This window comes from Lichenifustis flavocetrariae, from assembly GCF_026130545.1.
GTDB classification, from domain to species: Bacteria; Pseudomonadota; Alphaproteobacteria; order Rhizobiales; family Beijerinckiaceae; genus Lichenihabitans; species Lichenihabitans flavocetrariae.
This window is the reverse complement of the sequence record NZ_JAMOIM010000010.1, coordinates 120,339-136,823: the sequence shown is the minus strand read 5'-3', so window position 1 is coordinate 136,823 and position 16,485 is coordinate 120,339. Positions and strand designations below refer to the sequence as shown.

Sequence of the window (16,485 nt, the reverse complement as noted above, 5' to 3'; positions counted from 1 at the left end):
CTCTGCCGAAGATGTGCTTCAAACTGCCCCGTAGCGTCGTGCCGTCTCGAGGCCGCGCCCATCGCGGGTGAGGTCGAGCGCGACGCCGAGCGCGGTGGCGGCGGCATGCCGGGCCGCCTGGACCTCGCCATTCAGCGATCCGCTCGTCAACAGCGAGGCGGGCGGTAAGCCGCCGCCGCTTTGCAGCGCGAGGCCGAGCGCCAGGGCGGCGAGTTCGTGAATATTCGCCTCGACCATGCCGGGATCGGCCCGGGCGACACGGTAGAGATTGACATAGCGCTTCACGGCGCGCGGCGATGATCCCGCGAAGGGAGCCAAGGCTTCGAGCAGCGCCGATTCCTTGGGAAGCCAGGCCCGGTCGAACGCCGAGCGTCCGGCGTCGGGTTCCTCGGCCGCCACGTCAGGTCCGGCCTGGCTTGGGGCGGCGGCGGGCTTCAGCAGCGACTGCACGAGGTGACGCGCGTCGGGGCAGGGGCCCTCTTCACCCCCTACCGCGACCGGAACCTGCACGATCCGGTTGAGGGTCGCGGTGGCGAGCGCGGGATCGGTCTCGGCCAGGCCGGAGGCGAGCTGAGCCCGATCGGCGGCCAGAAACGTCACGATGCCGGGATGCGCCAGGAGCTGATGGGCCGTATCGAGAAAGGCCGCCGCCTCGCGGCCTGTCACACGCTCAAAGCCGTCGAGCCCGACCACGAGCCGGGCCGGGGCACCGGTTCCCGTACGCTCCCGCCCGCGACGACCGATGGCCTGCGACAGTGCCGCAAAGAAAGTCGCGGCCGCGTGCCGCGAACTTGACCCCGATCGGCTGCCCTCCGGGGCGAACAGCATCTGCGGCGTCGGTTCGACGGAGATGGCCGCAAGGCGGTTCTCGGCCTCGGCCGCGCGCGCGCTGGCGGTCTCCACATCACGCGCCAGAGTATCCACGCGCCGCGCCTGATGCGCCACGAGTCCGTCGAGGTCGCGGCGACGGCCTTCGATGTCGCTGCGCAGCAGCGCCGCGCCGCGCGCCACCGGCTGAATGAAGCGCATCCCTCGCACGATGTTGATCGCCAGAGCCGCCAGGCCCGCAAGGGCGGCGGTCTGCTGCAGGGGCGCGAGCCAATGGCCATGCGCGGCAAGCCAATCGGCGATCGGGCCCATGCGGTCGTTGCTCGACCGCAGCGACGCGATCCAACTGTCCTGATCGGCCATCAGAAGCCCGAGCAGCCACGACAGTACCAAGAAGGCAACGGCCACGACGATCAGCCGCGTCTGGCCGCGGTACGCCCAAAACGCGCTCAACCAACCTAAGCCTCGGCCAACGCCCGGCTCGGCCGCATCGCGAACCAGTTCCTTGTAGGTGACGGCCGTATCGCCCTGGAAGCCGAACCGCCGCAGGCTGCGGTCGATCCGGCCCCGATTGAGCCGGGCATAGCTGTCGATGCGCGATCCCGCCGCCTCGAACAGCACGCTCTCCATGAGTCGTGCCTGGCGTGCCGACAGTTCGTCGAGCTTGCGGCGCTCGTCGTCGAGCCTGTGCCGGGCCTCGTTCAGACGGTCGCCGGCATCGCGTGCCGCCGCCCGCGGGTCGTGACTGGCTTCGCCGGCCGCGCTGACGAGATCAGGGTAGGCGCCCGATAATCCCGCAAAGGCCTGCTGCAGAATGGCTGTCGAAGGGTCCAGGCCCGGCTCGACGCTGATCCGCAGCGTCGTGGCGTCGCCCAGGAACGGGGTTGCGAGCCCGACCGCGTCGGCGGCGCGGCCCAATGTCTCGGTGGCCTGAAGCGTCGAGGCGAGCAGGGTGGTCTTGCCCGCCCCCGCCGGGCCGAACAAGCCGACGCAGAGCGGGGTCGCCACCGCCTGATGCAAGGCGAGTTCGGCCAGAAATGCGGCCTGTGCGCGATGCGCCGAGGCTGGCGTACCGGGAGTATCGTCCGACGTGAACACGGCGGCGGGCATTGAAGGCACCGCCGAAACCGGAGGGGATGCCGGCCGTTCCACCACGACCTTGAGGGCCTTGTCCGTCACGCTCACATGTTTCTCCAATCGACCTGGTCGGTTCGCAACGGCAGCGCCGCACGAGCCGGCTCCGGGATGAATCATCTATCCATGGCGATGATCGGGCGAAGTGGCCGCTTTTCCCGCTTCGTCTTGTCGTCGGCCGCCCGGCCTGCTACCTCATCGGGCAATCCCGAACTTTTCGCAACGCAGCGAGCGCTCCGTCCATGGCGGCCCAATTCGTTTATCACATGCAGGGTCTGACCAAGACCTACTCGACCGGCAAGAAGGTGTTGGACAATGTCCATCTCTCTTTCTACCCCGATGCCAAGATCGGCGTGCTCGGCATCAACGGCGCCGGCAAGTCGACGCTGCTGCGCATCATGGCCGGGATCGATACCGAATATACCGGCGAGGGTTTCGTCGCTGAGGGAGCCCGGGTCGGCTACCTGCCGCAGGAACCGCAACTCGACGAGACGGTGAACGTGCGCGGCAACGTCATGAAGGGCGTCGCCAAGAAACAGGCGATCCTCGACCGCTACAACGAACTCGCCATGAATTATTCGGACGAGACCGCGGACGAGATGACGGCCCTGCAGGACGAGATCGAGGCGCAAGGCCTGTGGGATCTCGATTCTCAGGTCGAGCAGGCCATGGAAGCGCTCGGATGTCCACCGGACGACTGGGAGGTCAGCAAGCTGTCCGGCGGCGAGCGCCGCCGCGTGGCCCTGTGCCGGCTGCTCCTCGACAAGCCCGAGATGCTGCTGCTCGACGAGCCCACCAACCATCTCGACGCCGAAACGGTGAATTGGCTCGAAGGCCACTTGCGCACCTATCCGGGCGCGATCCTGACCGTGACCCATGACCGATACTTCCTCGACAATCTGACGAGCTGGATTCTGGAGCTCGACCGTGGGCGGGGCATTCCCTACCAGGGCAATTATTCGGCCTGGCTGAAGCAGAAGCAGAAGCGGCTCTCCCAGGAGCGCAGCGAAGACGAATCGCGCCAGCGCGCCATCGAGGCGGAAAGCGAGTGGATCTCCTCCTCGCCGAAGGCCCGGCAATCCAAGTCCAAGGCCCGCATCCAGCGCTATGACGATCTTGTAGCCAAGCAGAACGACAAGGCCCCGTCGGCCACTCAGATCGTCATCCCGGTGGCCGAGAAGCTTGGTAACAAGGTGGTCGAGTTCGAGGGCCTGTCCAAAGCCTTCGGCGACAAGCTCCTGATCGACAATCTGACGTTCAAGCTCCCGCCGGGCGGAATCGTCGGCGTCATCGGCCCGAACGGGGCCGGCAAGACCACGCTGTTCCGCATGATCACCGGTCAGGAGAAACCCGACGCCGGCACGATCACGGTCGGCGAGACGGTGCAACTCGGCTACGTCGATCAGAGCCGCGACACGCTGGACGGCAACAAGAACGTCTGGGAAGAAATCTCCGGCGGCGCCGAAATCATCTATCTCGGCAAGCGGGAGATCAACTCGCGCGCCTATTGCGGGTCCTTCAACTTTAAAGGACCGGACCAGCAGAAGAAGGTCGGTTCGCTTTCGGGCGGCGAGCGCAACCGGGTGCATCTCGCCAAGATGCTAAAGTCGGGCGCCAATCTGCTGCTGCTCGACGAGCCCACCAACGACCTCGACGTCGAGACGCTGCGGGCGCTCGAGACGGCTCTCACGGACTATGCTGGCTGCGCCGTGATCATCAGCCATGATCGCTTCTTTCTCGACCGCATCGCCACGCACATGCTGGCCTTCGAGGGAGACAGTCATGTGGAGTGGTTCGAAGGCAACTTCGCCGATTACGAGGAAGACAAGAAGCGCCGCCTCGGGGTGGATGCCTTGATCCCGCATCGGATGAAGTACAAGAAATTCGCGCGTTGAAGTCGTAAAGCCCCCTCGGTTCAGGTTATCCTGTCCGAGGGCTCGCCGAGGCGGCTCAGGTTCAAGCCGCGGATGTGCGTCTGAGCCCTGGATGGGCCGACCTACTTCCGCGGGCTTTCAAGAACGTCAGTCATCTATCTTGGGGTCGGCTGATCCAATCGTCCCCTCGGTGACGAGAACGTTTCCGTCCAGGATCGACAGTGAACCGCTGCAGGCCAGGGCGGCCGATCGTTCAATGGCGCCGCAGACCCTAAGGGTCGCATCGACGTCTCCGATGTCGATACCGTCGAGCACACGCTCTCTGAGGTCCCTCAAAACCGTTTCGACCTCCTCGGCGAGACGCTCGCCTTCCTGGGTCAGCCAGATGGTCTTGGCACGCCTGTCGCTGGGATCATCCTTGCGGAGGACCAAGCCGGCGGAACTCAGTTCGTCCAGTAGTCGGACCAGAGATGTTCCTTCGATGCCGATATAGCTCGCGAGCACGACCTGGCGGACACCTCCGCCCAGGCGGTGGACCCACACGAGGGCCGAGGCGCGCGCCTGTGAGATGCCATGCACGGCCAAGGCCACCTGGGCGAGTTTTCGCCATTTGCGGCTCGCTTGGACCATGCTGGCCATGATGAAGGGGCGGGTCGCCACCGGATCGCTCATGCCAACCCATATCACAGAGCGGGGACAACGCTTCAAGCGCCGAGTGCGAACCTATCCTCGATGTGCAGGCGTTCGATAAAAAAAAGGCAGCCAGGACCACGAAAGTGGCGGCTGCCAATAAACTACTTGGAGTTTGACGAATATTTAGAGCTTGGCGTCAGGGCCGGCTCATCGTGCCCATGGCATGGTAGAAGTAGATGTCCTTGTCCGGTGCCGAGTTGTCAGATGCCGTATCGGCTTGCGGCTGGGTAACAGCCTGGGGCCGGGCGACCTGGGGTTGCGTGGCCGGCACGTAGTCGTAACGCGCCTGATACTGAGCATTGGTCGCGGACGACACTTTCCGAGCCGTTTCCGCATTCGCGGTCGTTGCCGCGCCCACAATCGCCACGCCGGCGATCAAAGCGGCCAAGACTGAAATTCCATTCGTTGCACGCATATCTGTCCTCCGACTTTCGATGCCAGAGGTATATATGGCCGATTGATACGTATGCAAATCACTTGCATGTGAACGATCTAAGGTGGCGCATCGGTCACCTATGCCGTTGCGCAGTCCGGCTCGCTGCAAGCCCGTTCCTGCTCAGCCGATCCGCAACTCGAATGCGGCTTCAATATGCAGGGGCAATCGACGCGAGGCGATCACAACGGCGTCGCCGCGCAACACGGAGGCTGATGCCCAAGGGTTGCGTGAAAGCCAGACGGCTGCCGCGCGCTCGATGCGGCGGCGCTTGGCCTCCGTGAGGACCTGGAGGGCTTCGTCCCGCGTCGGCCGCGCCTTGACCTCGACAAAGGCCACCGTTGCCCCGCGCCGCACGACCAGGTCGATTTCGCCGCCGTGGACCTGATAGCGGCGGGCCAGGATGCGGTAGCCGCGGAGGGCCAGCCAGATCAAGGCAAACCGTTCCGCCCGGTGACCCGCAAGATAGGTTTGCTGCCGCCGACGGCTCGGGTCAGTCCTCATTCAGCCGGCCACGCCGCTCGGCGGTCAGTTCCACGGCTCGTGCATAGATCTGACGGCGTGGCAGGCCTGTTTCGGCGGCCACGACGGCGGAAGCGTCCTTGACGGCCAGACGTTCCAGGGCGGCACGAAGCTTGACGTCGAGTTCCTCGGGAGTCAGCTCGCTGATCTCTGTGTCGGGAGGCCCGACCAGGAGCACGATTTCCCCCTTGGGCGGGTCTTCTGTGGCCAAGGTCGCGGCAAGCTCGGGCAGCGGGCCGCGCCGGACCGTCTCATAATGTTTGGTCAATTCCCGGGCGATCGCGGCTTGCCGCGGGCCGAGCACGGCCGCGAGGTCGGCCAAGGTTTCGGTGATCCGCCGCCCGGATTCGAAGAACACGAGCGTGCCGGGGACAGCAGCGAGAACCGCGATGCGAGCGCGTCGGGCGGCGCTCTTGGGCGGCAGGAAGCCTTCGAAGAAGAAGCGGTCGGTGGGCAGCCCTGCGACCACCAGGGCGGCCAGCACGGCCGACGCACCCGGGATCGGGATCACCGGAATATGCTCGGCCAGCGCTTCGGAGACGAGCTTGTAGCCTGGGTCGGACACGAGCGGCGTCCCGGCGTCCGACACGAGCGCCAGAGCCGCACCGGCCTTCAGCCGCGCCAGGAGATGCGGGCGCATCACGGCCGCATTATGCTCGTGATAGGTCACGAGCGGCGTCGCGATCCCGTAATGGGCGAGCAGAACTTTCGTGACGCGGGTGTCCTCGGCGATGATCGTGTCGGCCGCCGCCAGGGTCGCCACCGCCCGAAACGAGATGTCACCCAGATTGCCGATCGGGGTCGCGACGACATGGAGGCCCGGCGTCAAGGTTTCCGCTTCGGCGCGAAGACCGAGGGCTGTGAAACTTGCGCCGGCGGGTCGCGGACCGGAGGTACCCTGCTCGTCGCCGCTCCTGGTCATAGGCTCTCCAGATCTTCAGATCGTTCTTTATATCGGACGCTTGTAGTGTTGAAAAGAACAAGAGAGGTTCTCATTCGACACGGTCGCCATCTATCCAGCACCTTGTGTTTGCCGGATGAGTGCTCTTTCCATAAATAGCGCCATGTGCATATGGCAGAGGCCGGCCCGGTTGCGGCGGGACAGGCGACGAGGGATCGGCATGGCGACGGCGAAGAGACTGAAGACGGTCGGGTCTGCGCTCGGCTTCGCGGCGATGCTGGCTGGGTGCAGCCAGATCGGGGTCGGCGGCCCGCCCGCCGGACCCAACGAAGCCATGATGGCGGCTCCTCTCGCGCCGGTGCAGTCGAAGTCTCTGACGCCGGCGGCGTCAACCAGCATCGGAAGCGGCCCCACCAAAGTGGCGCTCATCCTGCCTCTGACGCAGAACGGGGCATCGAGCGGGGTCGGGACGGCGTTACGCAATGCGGCCGAACTCGCCTATACGGAATCGGGCTCGAACGACCTGACGATTTTGGTGAAGGACGATCGCGGCACGCCCGACGGCGCGCGTGACGCCACGCAGGCGGCCGTCAACGAAGGCGCCGAACTGATCCTCGGGCCGCTCTTTGCCAACAGCGTGCGTGAAGCCGCGCGGGTCGCGAAGGGCGCCGGCCGTCCGGTCATCGGCTATTCGACCGACACGAGCGCGGCTTCGAACGGCGTCTATCTCCTGTCGTTCCTGATCGAGAACTACGTCGACCGGATCGTCGACTACGCGGCCCAGCAGGGCAAGAAATCCTTTGCGGCCCTGGTGCCCGAGAATGATTATGGCAATGTCGCCCTGGCGGAGTTCCAGGCCGCGGCGGCCAAGCGTGGCGTGCGGGTCGAGGCGATCGAGCGCTACACGCCCGGCCAGTCCGCCGCCGCCGTGCAGCGAATCGCCGGCGACCTGCCGCGCATCGACGCTCTGTTCATACCCGAACAGGCCGATGCCATGGCGGGTGTCGCCCAGGCCCTCACGGCGAACGGGATCGACAGTCACAAGGTCCAAATCCTGGGAACCGGGGTTTGGAACGACGCCCGCGTGCTGAAGCTTCCCGCCCTGCAGGGCGCATGGTTCGCGACTCCAGAGAACACCGGATTCAATGCCTTCGCGGGCCGCTACCGTGCCAAATACGGGGCGGATCCGACCCGTATCGCGACCCTGGCCTATGATTCCGTCTCGTTGGTGGCTGCTCTGACCCGCACCCAGGGTGCGAGCCGGTTCAACGAGAATATTCTCACCAACAGTTCGGGCTTTAATGGAGCCGACGGCGTGTTCCGATTCCGACCCGACGGGCTGAATGAGCGCGGCCTTGCGGTCTTGCAGATCAACAATGGTGCCGCGACCACCGTCAGTCCGGCGCCCCGCACCTTCTCGGCGACCGCATCGACGCAATAGGCTGTACAGGTTCGGCATCGGGCTGGCGGGGGGCCGTCAGCCGGCCTTGATGAAATCCACGAAGGCCCGGAGCGGCCCCGGCATGTGGGTGCGGCTCGGATAATACAGGAAGGGGCCCGAAAAGCTCTGCCACCAATCCTCCAGAATGGGCTCCAGACTGCCGTCCGCGAGAGCCGGGCCGAGAAAATCCTCGAACGTGAAGATGATGCCGAGTCCCGCCAGGGCCGCGGCGATTTCGAGATCGAAGGTCGAGGCCACAAGAGGCCCGTCGGGCGTGAGTCGCACGACTTCGCCGTTCCGTTCGAATTCCCATGCGACGATGACGCCGCTGGCGAAGCGATGACGGATACAGGCGTGATCGAGAAGGTCGCCTGGATGCGACGGCCGACCCCGCGCCGCGATGTAGGAAGGCGCGGCCGCGCTCACATAGCGTTGGCGGCGCGGCCCGATCGGCACGGCGATCATGTCGCGCTCGATCCGTTCGTCATAGCGGATACCGGCATCGAAGCCGGCTGCGAGCACGTCGATGAGGGCGTCGTTCGTGGTCACGTCCAGGGTCACACCCGGGTGAGCGGCGAGGAATCGCGTCGCGATAGGCGGCAGGACACGCCTCGCCACGATCGTCGGCACGTTGAGTCTCAGTGTGCCGGTCGGACTTTCTCGAAAGTCGTTCACGGCATCGACAGCGCCCAGGAGCGCCTCGAGGGCGGGGCCGAGCCGCTCGAGAAGTCGCTGCCCGGCTTCCGTCGGGGTGACGCTCCGTGTCGTCCTGTTCAAGAGGCGCAAGCCAAGTCGCAATTCCAGGCGGCGGATGGCATCGCTCAGCGCCGACGCCGAGACGCCTCTAAGCGCCGCCGCGCCGCGAAAGCTGCGGGCGCGGGCCACCGCCGCAAAGGCATCGAGATCGGCCAGATCGGGGCGCATTGTGCTGCTATCCGGACAGATTGTGGTTGGTCGTCGGAGTACCGCACAATTCGATTTAACGCGTCGAAATCCATCGCATTTGAGAACCACGGGGCGGCGGCCGAAACTACGACTCCGATCTACGCGGGGGCGATATAGACGGAGCCCGTTCTAGGACCCCCTCGCCTCAAGAGGCCAATTCGGCCACGACCATGTCGAGCACCGGGAAACCCTCCTGCGTCACGCGCAGGCGGCCGTCGCGGGTGCGAGCCACCATGCCTTGCTCGACGAGGTCGTCGATCGTCGCGTCGTTGAGCCTGCGGCCGGAGAGTTCCGTGTAGCGGCGCGGGTCGATGCCCTCGGTCAACCGGAGCCCCATCACGAGAAATTCGTCGCCCTGTTCCTCGCGGGACAGTGGATCGTCGGTGACGAGCCCGTGCCCTTCGCCCTCCACCACCGTCAGCCACATTTCGGGATGCCGCTCGGTCGAATGCGCGCGACGTTGGCCCGCCTGAGTGCGGAGCCGGCCATGGGCCCCGGGACCGACGCCGGCATATTCCCCATAGCGCCAATAGATCAGGTTGTGGCGCGACTCGGCCCCCGGACGGGCGTGGTTGGAGATCTCATAGGCCGGCAGACCGTGGAGGCTCGTCACTTCCTGGGTGACGTCCCACAGCGCGCGGGCTTGATCGGCGTCCGGGACCGTCAGCTTGCCGGCCCGGTGGAGCTTCTCGAACATCGTGTCGGCCTCGATGGTCAGCTGATAGAGCGACAGGTGCTCGGCCGCGCGATCGATCGCCTCGGCGAGTTCCAACTTCCAGGCGCTCGGCGACTGGAACGGCCGGGCATAGATGAGGTCGAAGGAATAACGGTCGAAGATCGATTGCGCGATGCCTACCGCCTGCATGGCCTCGGCGGCCGTGTGCAACCGACCGAGCGCCTTGAGGTCGGTGTCGTTCATGGCCTGCACGCCGAGCGACACGCGATTGACGCCGGCGTCCCGGTATCCGCGGAAGCGTTCCGCCTCGACGCTCGTGGGGTTGGCTTCGAGCGTCACCTCGACATCATGCGCGAAAGGCCAATGCGCCGCGATCGCATTGAGGATCGCCCCGACCGTCGCGGGCTTCATCAGCGAGGGGGTGCCGCCGCCGAAGAACACGGAAGAGACGATGCGGCGGGGCGCGATGCGGGCGCGGTGCGCCAGTTCGGTCCGGAACGCCTGGAGAAAGCGCCCTTCGTCGATCGGCGTCTGGCGGACGTGGCTGTTGAAGTCGCAATAGGGACATTTGGAGAGACAGAAGGGCCAATGGACATAGACCCCGAAACCGGGGTCACCGCTGTTGGAGCCGAGAAAGGTGGGAGCCATGGGCTAGGCTTATGCCACGGCGGTGAAGACATGGTAAATGGCGGGTTAATGGGTGGGAGGCACCACTTTCGCGAGGTGTGGCATCGCATTCATCCCCAGCGCTCTGCGACGGCACCTACACCGGGTCCGAGCGCTCGCTCTCGACCGAACGCGTGCCGAGGCCCTCGATGAACCGCAACAGGTAACCGTCCGGATCCTGGACCAGAAACTCGCGCTGCCCCAGTTCGACGCTGCCGGCTCGATACCAAGCCTCGGCCGGGGTCTCGAAGAGCGGGCATCCCGCCGTTTCGAGTGCGTTCAATAGCGCATCCAGCCGATCCACCTCGATCTGCAGATTGATGCCTCGGCCGAAGGGGCGCACCGCTTCGCCCGTCTCCCATCGACCGTTCATCTCACACAACATGATCTGCGCCGGCCCTCGTTCGAGGTAGGCGAAACGGGCGAGAGGACGGTCGTAGGCGACCCTGAATCCGAGGGGACCACACCAGAAGGCAAGGCTCACCTCGATGTCGGTGACTGCGAGTTCAGGAACGAGGGTCGCGAAGCCAGTCTTTGGAGGCGCGCCGGTTCCGGGCGATGTCGCGCGTGCGCTGGGGCTCGAAATCGGAGGGTGTTCTGACATGACGCGAACTCACTCGGACGAGGCAAGACCGACGCGCCTATTGCAGGAAGCATCGAGAAGGAAGATTTGGCGTTATCAGGCAGCCGAAGTCTTGGTGGGCGCGAAGCGCTTCACGGTTCCGCGAGAATACCCGACAGCAACGCTCCATCCATATTCCCGCCGGACAGCACCGCAACGACCACTTTCCCACTCAAATCGATCTTCCCGGCCAGCAGCGCCGCAAGCGCGACGGCGCCGCCGGGCTCGACCACGACTTTGAGGTGCCGGATCGCATAGACCACGGCGCCGCGAACCTCGTCGTCACTCACCCGCAGTCCGCCCGCCAGCAGGCGACGGTTGATCGGGAAGGTCAGCTGCCCGGGTGTCGGCGTGACGATGGCGTCGCAGATCGTCGTGCCGCCGGGCGCATTGCGCTCGGGCGTGCCGCTGGCCAATGAGCGGGCCGTGTCGTCGAAGGCTTCCGGCTCGACCGCATAGATCGCGGCCTCCGGCGCCTGCGCCCGCACCGCCGTCGCGACGCCCGCGATCAGGCCGCCGCCGCCGCAGCAGCACAGCACCAGATCCGGCACGAAACCGAGGGCGGCCAGATCCTCCATGATCTCCAGCCCGACGGTCCCTTGTCCGGCGATCACATTCGGGTCGTCATAGGGCGGCACCAGCACGGCGCCCGTCTCGGCGATGATGCGCGCCGCGATGGCGGCCCGGTCCTCGCCGAACCGGTCGTAGAGCACGATCGTCGCGCCGTGGCTGCGCGTGAGCTCGACCTTGATGGCTGGCGCGTCGGCCGGCATGACGATCGTGGCCGGAAGGCCGAAATGGCGCGCCGTCGCGGCGACCGCCTGGCCGTGATTGCCCGACGAGAAGGCCACGACGCCGCCGGGCGTCAGGGCCCGGTCAATCTGCGCGATCCGGTTAAAGGCGCCGCGAAACTTGAAAGAGCCGGTGCGCTGCAGCGGTTCGGCCTTCAGGAACACACGTCCGCCCGTGCGGGCATCGAGGTCCGGGTGGCTGAGGAGCGGAGTCCGGACAGCGTGACCGGCGATCCGCCCGGCGGCGGCCTGAATGTCCGCGAAATCGATCGCGAGAGGGTCCTGGAGCATGAGCCTACCTGATGAGAACGGGACGCCGGCCCGCGAGAATGCGGTCGAGCCAGACCCAGAAGAAACCCGTGACCGTGAAGCCGAGGCCGATCACCAGCGCGTTGATGGCGGTCCGTCCCCATCCGATCGCCGCCACATCCATGAACGGATAGGGATAGATGCCGCCCCATGCGCCTCGGATGAGCGCATAGGCGAAATACCCGACCGGGTAGGCGACCCAGAGCAGCGGGGTGGTGGCACGCAGCCGGCCCTTCGGCGTGAAGGCCAGCCAGAACAGCGGCACCAGCACCGGCGTGACGCGATGCAACAGCGCGTTCCCGAGTGCGCTGTCGACTGCGACGACCCCTTCCAGCAGAAGCTTGAACACGATGCCGACGAGCAGGATCGACAGTCCGAGCCCGGCCGTGATCCAGGACTGGGCGAAGTGAACGCGGCCCGCCGCAATGCCGGTGAACACCAGCGCGATGAGCAGATTCGTCGTGATCGTGAAAAATCGCAACAGCGACCAGAGAGCCAGGGCCGCAGACCCCCAGCGGCCAAGGGCGATGGCAAATTCCAATCCGACGCCCACCCAGGCCGCGGCCGCGATGATGGCGGCCAGCGTCAGTGCCGGCCAGATCGGAGGATCGTCCGGCGTCGTCACCGCGGCGCTGGCGAGAAACACCGCCGCGCCAACATCTGGAAAGCACGTGCCCGATGCGACAGCGCTTCGCTTCCGTCAGCCGGGATGCCGTGCTTCGCCTCCGCGCTCATCTCCCCGAAAGTTCGGTCGTACCCATCGGGCAAAAACATGGGATCATAGCCGAAGCCGAGCGGTCCACGTGGGGTGACGAGCTGTCCAAAGACCTTGCCTTCCACGATCTCCTGGCTCCCGTCCGGCCAGACGAGCGCGAGCGCCGCCACGAAATGCCCGCGCCGCTCGGCGGGGGCGAGTCCCTTCTCGTCGAGCAGGCCGTTGATCCGAGCCATGGCGTCGGCGAAATCCTTGGACGGGCCGGCCCAGCGGGCGGAGTAGATGCCCGGTGCGCCGTCGAGCGCATCGACGCACAATCCCGAATCGTCGGCGAGCGCCGGCAGTCCGGAGGCGGCCACCGCGGCTTCGGCCTTGAGGAGGGCATTGGCCACGAAGGTCGTTCCGGTCTCTTCGGGTTCCGGCAGGCCGAGTTCGCCTGCCGAAACCGTGTCGATGCCATAGGGCGCCAGCAGTTCGCCCATCTCGCGGAGCTTGCCGGCATTGTGGGTGGCGATGACGAGCCGGGTGAGGGGCGGCATGAAGTCACTTTCGGTTCGAGAGGCAGTCGAGCCCTCAATGCCATTCGTGGGCCATGAAGGAAAGCGGATGACAGAGGGTGTGGTGGAAACCGAGCAGGGTCCGCTTCGCGGGGGCCGGGACGATCGTGTTTGGGCCTGGCGCGGGGTTCCTTATGCGCAGCCGCCGGTGGGGCCCTTGCGGTTCTGTCGGCCCGAACAGGCCCAGCCGTGGCGCGGCACCCGGGAGGCGCTGCATTTCGGCGCCGCGGCGGCCCAGCGGATGGCATGGCTCGGTGGCGGGCGACAACGGCTCGGGCCGACGCTCTCCGAGGATTGCCTGTACCTCAACATCTGGTCGCCGGCCGCCGATAAGCGGCTTCGACCCGTGATGGTCTGGGTGCATGGCGGCGCTTTCGTGGGCGGCAGCGGCGCCCTCTATCGGGGCGGCCCGCTCGCGGCTGCCGGCGACATCGTGGTGGTCACGATCAACTACCGGCTTGGCGTCTTCGGCTTCGTCAATCTGGCCGATGCGTCGGGCAACGAAACGCTTGGCCGCAATCTGGGCCTGCATGACGTCATCGCCGCGCTCGGCTGGGTCAGGCGCAACATCGCCGGCTTCGGCGGTGATCCAGAGCGGGTGACGCTCGCCGGCGAGTCGGCTGGCTCCATCATCGTCTCGCTGCTGATGCTGACCGCCGCCGCCGGGCCGCTCTTCCAGCAGGCCATCCTGCAGAGCGGCGTCTTCAACCTCGCGCAAACGCGGGAGACCAGTCTCACCGTGGCCAATGCCTATCTCGATCATCTCGGATCCACGGCTCTAGACCTTCGCGCTTGTGCCGTCGACGCGCTGCTCGACGCCGAGGAGGCGGTCGCACGGCGATTTTCCAATATCTCACCTGCTGCGCCATGGTTCGATGGCGATCTGCTGCCTGCCAGCTTCGCCGAGGCTCAAGCCAGGGCAACACCCGTCATGCCGGTGCTCGCGGGCGCCAATCGTGACGAAATCGTCCTGTTCCGGCTCATGCCCGGTCCCAAGATCCTGCGAATGACGCGAGCGGCGCTGGTCGACGTGATCCGCCGCGACTGTCCTGCCGCCGTGGCCGCCAATTTGGAGCGTGTCTATCCTGACACTCCCGAAGGTAACCGCGCTCTCGGGTCCGACGCCAATTTCGTGATGCCCACGCTGCATTGGGCCGAGCGGCATGCGGCGCGCGGCGCGCCAACCTGGGTATACCGCTTCGACTATGCCCATCCGCTGCTTCGGGCCTGCCACGCTCTTGAACTGTTCTTTCTCTGGCCGTTCCCCGGTCTCTTCGCGGCGGCTCTGCGTGGCGGCTTCCTCACGGGCCGTCGTTCCGGCCTTTCGGAGCGGATGCGCGCCGCCTGGGCGAGCTTTGTCCGCACCGGCGCCCCGGGCGAGGATTGGCCCGCTTACCGCCTGCCTGAGCGACTCACGCGGCTGTTCGACTTGCAGGACAGAATATTGGCCGACCCTCTTCAGGTGCGGCGGGAGGCCTGGGGCGGGCACGATATCGAGGCCGGGCGGTAGACGCGCCTCTCTGCTGCTCGCCTTACGGTCAGGCGCAGGGCGAAGGCCGGAAAGCGTCGGCGGGTTGGCGAATGAAAGCGCCGGCCAGCCGTTGCTACTCCCGTCTCCTTCCCCTCTCCACCGGGGGAGGAGGCGTGGGTAGACGTTCATGATGTGCCGATGTGCGGATCAGGTTGGCACAAAGAGTTATCGCCGGGAAGGGACGATCACGTCGTGATCGAACCCGACAGATCCTCTCGAACTCAGATCATATATTGACCGCCGTTGATGCTGAGCGTCGATCCGGTGATGAAGGAGCCCGCCTCGGAGCAGAGGTATTTGACAAGTTCGCCGATCTCTTCCGGCTCGCCCAGGCGCCCCACCGGAATTTGCGGCAGGATCTTGGTCCGCAGCACCTCGGGGTTGATGGCCCGCACCATCTCGGTGCCGATATAGCCCGGGCAGATGGCATTCACAGTGATGTTCTTGCCGGCGCTTTCCTGCGCGAGCGCCTTGACGAAGCCGATATCCCCGGCTTTGGCGGCCGAATAATTGACCTGCCCCATCTGACCCTTTTGTCCGTTGATCGATGAGATGACCACGATGCGCCCCCAGCCACGGTTCCGCATGCCTTCGATAAGCGGACGCGTCATGTTGAAAAGCGAATCGAGGTTGGTGGTAAGCACGGCTCTCCACTGGTCGCGGGTCATCTTGTGGAAGAAGCCGTCGCGGGTGATGCCGGCGTTGTTGACCAGGATGCCGATCGGGCCGAGCTTGCGCTCCACTTCCGCGATCCCGCTCTCGCAGGCGTCGTAGTCCCCGACATCCCACTTGAAGGCCTTGATGCCCGTCTCGCTGGTGAAGCGGCTCGCGGCCTCGTCGTTTCCGGCATAATTTACCGCAACGTCGTTTCCGGCCTGCTTGAGGGCCTTCGCGACGGCGGCGCCGATACCGCGTGTGCCTCCTGTGACGAGTGCCACGTGCGCCATGATCGATCTCCCTGACTTTTTTTCATTCAGCCCTTCGGGGGCCGCGCTCTCATTCTTCACGTATTCCGCGTCAACGGGCTAGCGAAACCATCGTTCCGGGGCCGCGCGGGCCAGGGATGCCGTCAATAGGTCGAGCGACCGCCCGATGCATCGAAGATGGCGCCCGTGGTGAAGGAGCACTCGGTGCTCGCGAGCCAGCACACGAGGGCCGCGATCTCGTCCACCGTGCCGAAGCGGCCCATCGGGATCTTCGACAGCATGTAGTCGATATGGGTCTGGCTCATCTGGTCGAAAATGGCTGTCTTGACGGCGGCCGGCGTGACCGCGTTCACGGTCACGTTCTTCTGCGCCAGTTCCTTCCCGAGCGATTTCGTCAGGCCGATCACAGCGGCCTTCGAGGCGCTGTAGGCCGAGGCCATGGGATTGCCTTCCTTTCCGGCCACGGAGGCGATGTTGACGATCCGCCCATAGCCGCCGCGCAGCATGTGCGGCACCACGGCGCGGTTGCAGTGGAACAGCCCGTTGACGTTGACATCCATCACGGCCCGCCAGGCGTCGACCGGATAATCCCACAAAGGCACGTTGGGGCCGGTGACGCCGGCGCTGCAGACCAGGATGTCGATGCCGCCGAACCGTTCACGCACCGCGATCGCGGCGGCATCGACCGCCGACCAGTCGGTCACGTCGACGATGCTCCCGACCGTGTCGGGTCCGATCGTCTTCCGGGCGCGGTCGAGACTGGCTTGGTTGGTATCCCAGAGGCACACGGCCGCACCCTCGGCGGCAAGCCGCGCGGCGACGCAGAGACCTATACCCGACCCCCCACCCGTGATAACCGCCCGCCGCCCCGCGAACCGCTTGTCGGATGTGGTGTTTCCCGTCGGCATGACCGTTCCCTTT

At 65.8% G+C, this 16,485-nt stretch carries 16 protein-coding genes; 3 read left to right on the top strand and 13 right to left on the bottom strand.

The window, feature by feature from the left end:
- Positions 1 to 18 precede the first annotated feature (18 nt).
- Entirely contained in the window at positions 19 to 2,013 is a 1,995-nt protein-coding gene (locus M8523_RS16335; RefSeq protein ID WP_282585952.1) for a P-loop NTPase fold protein, read from the bottom strand.
- 191 nt (positions 2,014 to 2,204) lie between these two features.
- Between M8523_RS16335 and ettA the strand changes: the two genes are divergently transcribed.
- Positions 2,205 to 3,857, top strand: coding sequence for an energy-dependent translational throttle protein EttA (gene ettA / locus M8523_RS16330; RefSeq protein WP_282585951.1), 1,653 nt, complete (start codon positions 2,205 to 2,207; stop codon positions 3,855 to 3,857).
- A gap of 126 nt (positions 3,858 to 3,983) precedes the next feature.
- Here the strand turns inward: ettA and M8523_RS16325 are convergent, their stop codons facing one another.
- From M8523_RS16325 to rsmI, 4 genes are all read right to left on the bottom strand, one after another.
- Positions 3,984 to 4,508 carry a MarR family winged helix-turn-helix transcriptional regulator gene (locus M8523_RS16325; RefSeq protein WP_282585950.1) on the bottom strand — a complete coding sequence of 175 codons (525 nt, stop codon included), beginning with the start codon at positions 4,506 to 4,508 and terminating at the stop codon, positions 3,984 to 3,986.
- 157 nt (positions 4,509 to 4,665) lie between these two features.
- Entirely contained in the window at positions 4,666 to 4,944 is a 279-nt protein-coding gene (locus M8523_RS16320) for a hypothetical protein (RefSeq protein ID WP_282585949.1), read from the bottom strand.
- 141 nt (positions 4,945 to 5,085) lie between these two features.
- Entirely contained in the window at positions 5,086 to 5,466 is a 381-nt protein-coding gene (locus tag M8523_RS16315) for a YraN family protein (RefSeq protein WP_282585948.1), read from the bottom strand.
- Entirely contained in the window at positions 5,456 to 6,406 is a 951-nt protein-coding gene (rsmI, locus tag M8523_RS16310) for a 16S rRNA (cytidine(1402)-2'-O)-methyltransferase (RefSeq protein WP_282585947.1), read from the bottom strand. Before rsmI ends, M8523_RS16315 begins: the two co-directional genes overlap by 11 nt.
- Before the next feature lie 199 nt (positions 6,407 to 6,605).
- Between rsmI and M8523_RS16305 the strand changes: the two genes are divergently transcribed.
- The gene (locus M8523_RS16305) at positions 6,606 to 7,826 is read left to right on the top strand and encodes a penicillin-binding protein activator (RefSeq protein WP_282585946.1); all 1,221 of its coding nucleotides are present in this window, start codon (positions 6,606 to 6,608) and stop codon (positions 7,824 to 7,826) included.
- A gap of 36 nt (positions 7,827 to 7,862) precedes the next feature.
- Here the strand turns inward: M8523_RS16305 and M8523_RS16300 are convergent, their stop codons facing one another.
- The 6 genes from M8523_RS16300 to rdgB form a co-directional block, all read right to left on the bottom strand.
- Positions 7,863 to 8,750 carry a LysR family transcriptional regulator gene (locus tag M8523_RS16300; RefSeq protein WP_282585945.1) on the bottom strand — a complete coding sequence of 296 codons (888 nt, stop codon included), beginning with the start codon at positions 8,748 to 8,750 and terminating at the stop codon, positions 7,863 to 7,865.
- Positions 8,751 to 8,916: 166 nt separating this feature from the next.
- A complete protein-coding gene (gene hemW / locus M8523_RS16295; RefSeq protein WP_282585944.1) occupies positions 8,917 to 10,095 on the bottom strand; it encodes a radical SAM family heme chaperone HemW in 1,179 nt (392 codons plus the stop codon).
- Between the two features lie 115 nt (positions 10,096 to 10,210).
- A complete protein-coding gene (locus M8523_RS16290; protein ID WP_282585943.1) occupies positions 10,211 to 10,717 on the bottom strand; it encodes a bleomycin resistance protein in 507 nt (168 codons plus the stop codon).
- 110 nt (positions 10,718 to 10,827) lie between these two features.
- Positions 10,828 to 11,817 (bottom strand): threonine ammonia-lyase, encoded by a 990-nt coding sequence (locus M8523_RS16285; RefSeq protein ID WP_282585942.1) that lies wholly within the window; start codon positions 11,815 to 11,817, stop codon positions 10,828 to 10,830.
- A 4-nt stretch (positions 11,818 to 11,821) separates the two neighbouring features.
- Complete coding sequence (locus tag M8523_RS16280; protein ID WP_282585941.1) at positions 11,822 to 12,481, bottom strand: Pr6Pr family membrane protein; 660 nt, start codon at positions 12,479 to 12,481, stop codon at positions 11,822 to 11,824.
- A complete protein-coding gene (gene rdgB / locus M8523_RS16275) occupies positions 12,457 to 13,089 on the bottom strand; it encodes an RdgB/HAM1 family non-canonical purine NTP pyrophosphatase (protein ID WP_282585940.1) in 633 nt (210 codons plus the stop codon). Before rdgB ends, M8523_RS16280 begins: the two co-directional genes overlap by 25 nt.
- A 67-nt stretch (positions 13,090 to 13,156) precedes the next feature.
- On the opposite strand from rdgB, the gene M8523_RS16270 reads away from it, so the two are divergent.
- Positions 13,157 to 14,617, top strand: coding sequence for a carboxylesterase/lipase family protein (locus tag M8523_RS16270; RefSeq protein ID WP_282585939.1), 1,461 nt, complete (start codon positions 13,157 to 13,159; stop codon positions 14,615 to 14,617).
- A 242-nt stretch (positions 14,618 to 14,859) separates the two neighbouring features.
- Here M8523_RS16270 and phbB read toward each other — a convergent pair whose 3' ends face one another.
- Complete coding sequence (gene phbB / locus M8523_RS16265) at positions 14,860 to 15,585, bottom strand: acetoacetyl-CoA reductase (RefSeq protein WP_282585938.1); 726 nt, start codon at positions 15,583 to 15,585, stop codon at positions 14,860 to 14,862.
- Between the two features lie 122 nt (positions 15,586 to 15,707).
- On the bottom strand, positions 15,708 to 16,472 hold the full coding sequence (locus M8523_RS16260) for an SDR family NAD(P)-dependent oxidoreductase (protein WP_282585937.1): 765 nt from the start codon (positions 16,470 to 16,472) through the stop codon (positions 15,708 to 15,710).
- Between the last annotated feature and the right edge of the window lie 13 nt (positions 16,473 to 16,485).

Excerpts from the sequence above, each read along its gene's own strand:
- ettA (WP_282585951.1), top strand. The coding sequence starts at position 2,205 with ATGGCGGCCCAATTCGTTTATCACATGCAGGGTCTGACCAAGACCTAC.
- M8523_RS16325 (WP_282585950.1), bottom strand. The coding sequence starts at position 4,508 with ATGAGCGATCCGGTGGCGACCCGCCCCTTCATCATGGCCAGCATGGTC.
- M8523_RS16320 (WP_282585949.1), bottom strand. The coding sequence starts at position 4,944 with ATGCGTGCAACGAATGGAATTTCAGTCTTGGCCGCTTTGATCGCCGGC.
- M8523_RS16315 (WP_282585948.1), bottom strand. The coding sequence starts at position 5,466 with ATGAGGACTGACCCGAGCCGTCGGCGGCAGCAAACCTATCTTGCGGGT.
- rsmI (WP_282585947.1), bottom strand. The coding sequence starts at position 6,406 with ATGACCAGGAGCGGCGACGAGCAGGGTACCTCCGGTCCGCGACCCGCC.
- M8523_RS16305 (WP_282585946.1), top strand. The coding sequence starts at position 6,606 with ATGGCGACGGCGAAGAGACTGAAGACGGTCGGGTCTGCGCTCGGCTTC.
- M8523_RS16300 (WP_282585945.1), bottom strand. The coding sequence starts at position 8,750 with ATGCGCCCCGATCTGGCCGATCTCGATGCCTTTGCGGCGGTGGCCCGC.
- hemW (WP_282585944.1), bottom strand. The coding sequence starts at position 10,095 with ATGGCTCCCACCTTTCTCGGCTCCAACAGCGGTGACCCCGGTTTCGGG.
- M8523_RS16290 (WP_282585943.1), bottom strand. The coding sequence starts at position 10,717 with ATGTCAGAACACCCTCCGATTTCGAGCCCCAGCGCACGCGCGACATCG.
- M8523_RS16285 (WP_282585942.1), bottom strand. The coding sequence starts at position 11,817 with ATGCTCCAGGACCCTCTCGCGATCGATTTCGCGGACATTCAGGCCGCC.
- rdgB (WP_282585940.1), bottom strand. The coding sequence starts at position 13,089 with ATGCCGCCCCTCACCCGGCTCGTCATCGCCACCCACAATGCCGGCAAG.
- M8523_RS16270 (WP_282585939.1), top strand. The coding sequence starts at position 13,157 with ATGACAGAGGGTGTGGTGGAAACCGAGCAGGGTCCGCTTCGCGGGGGC.
- phbB (WP_282585938.1), bottom strand. The coding sequence starts at position 15,585 with ATGGCGCACGTGGCACTCGTCACAGGAGGCACACGCGGTATCGGCGCC.
- M8523_RS16260 (WP_282585937.1), bottom strand. The coding sequence starts at position 16,472 with ATGCCGACGGGAAACACCACATCCGACAAGCGGTTCGCGGGGCGGCGG.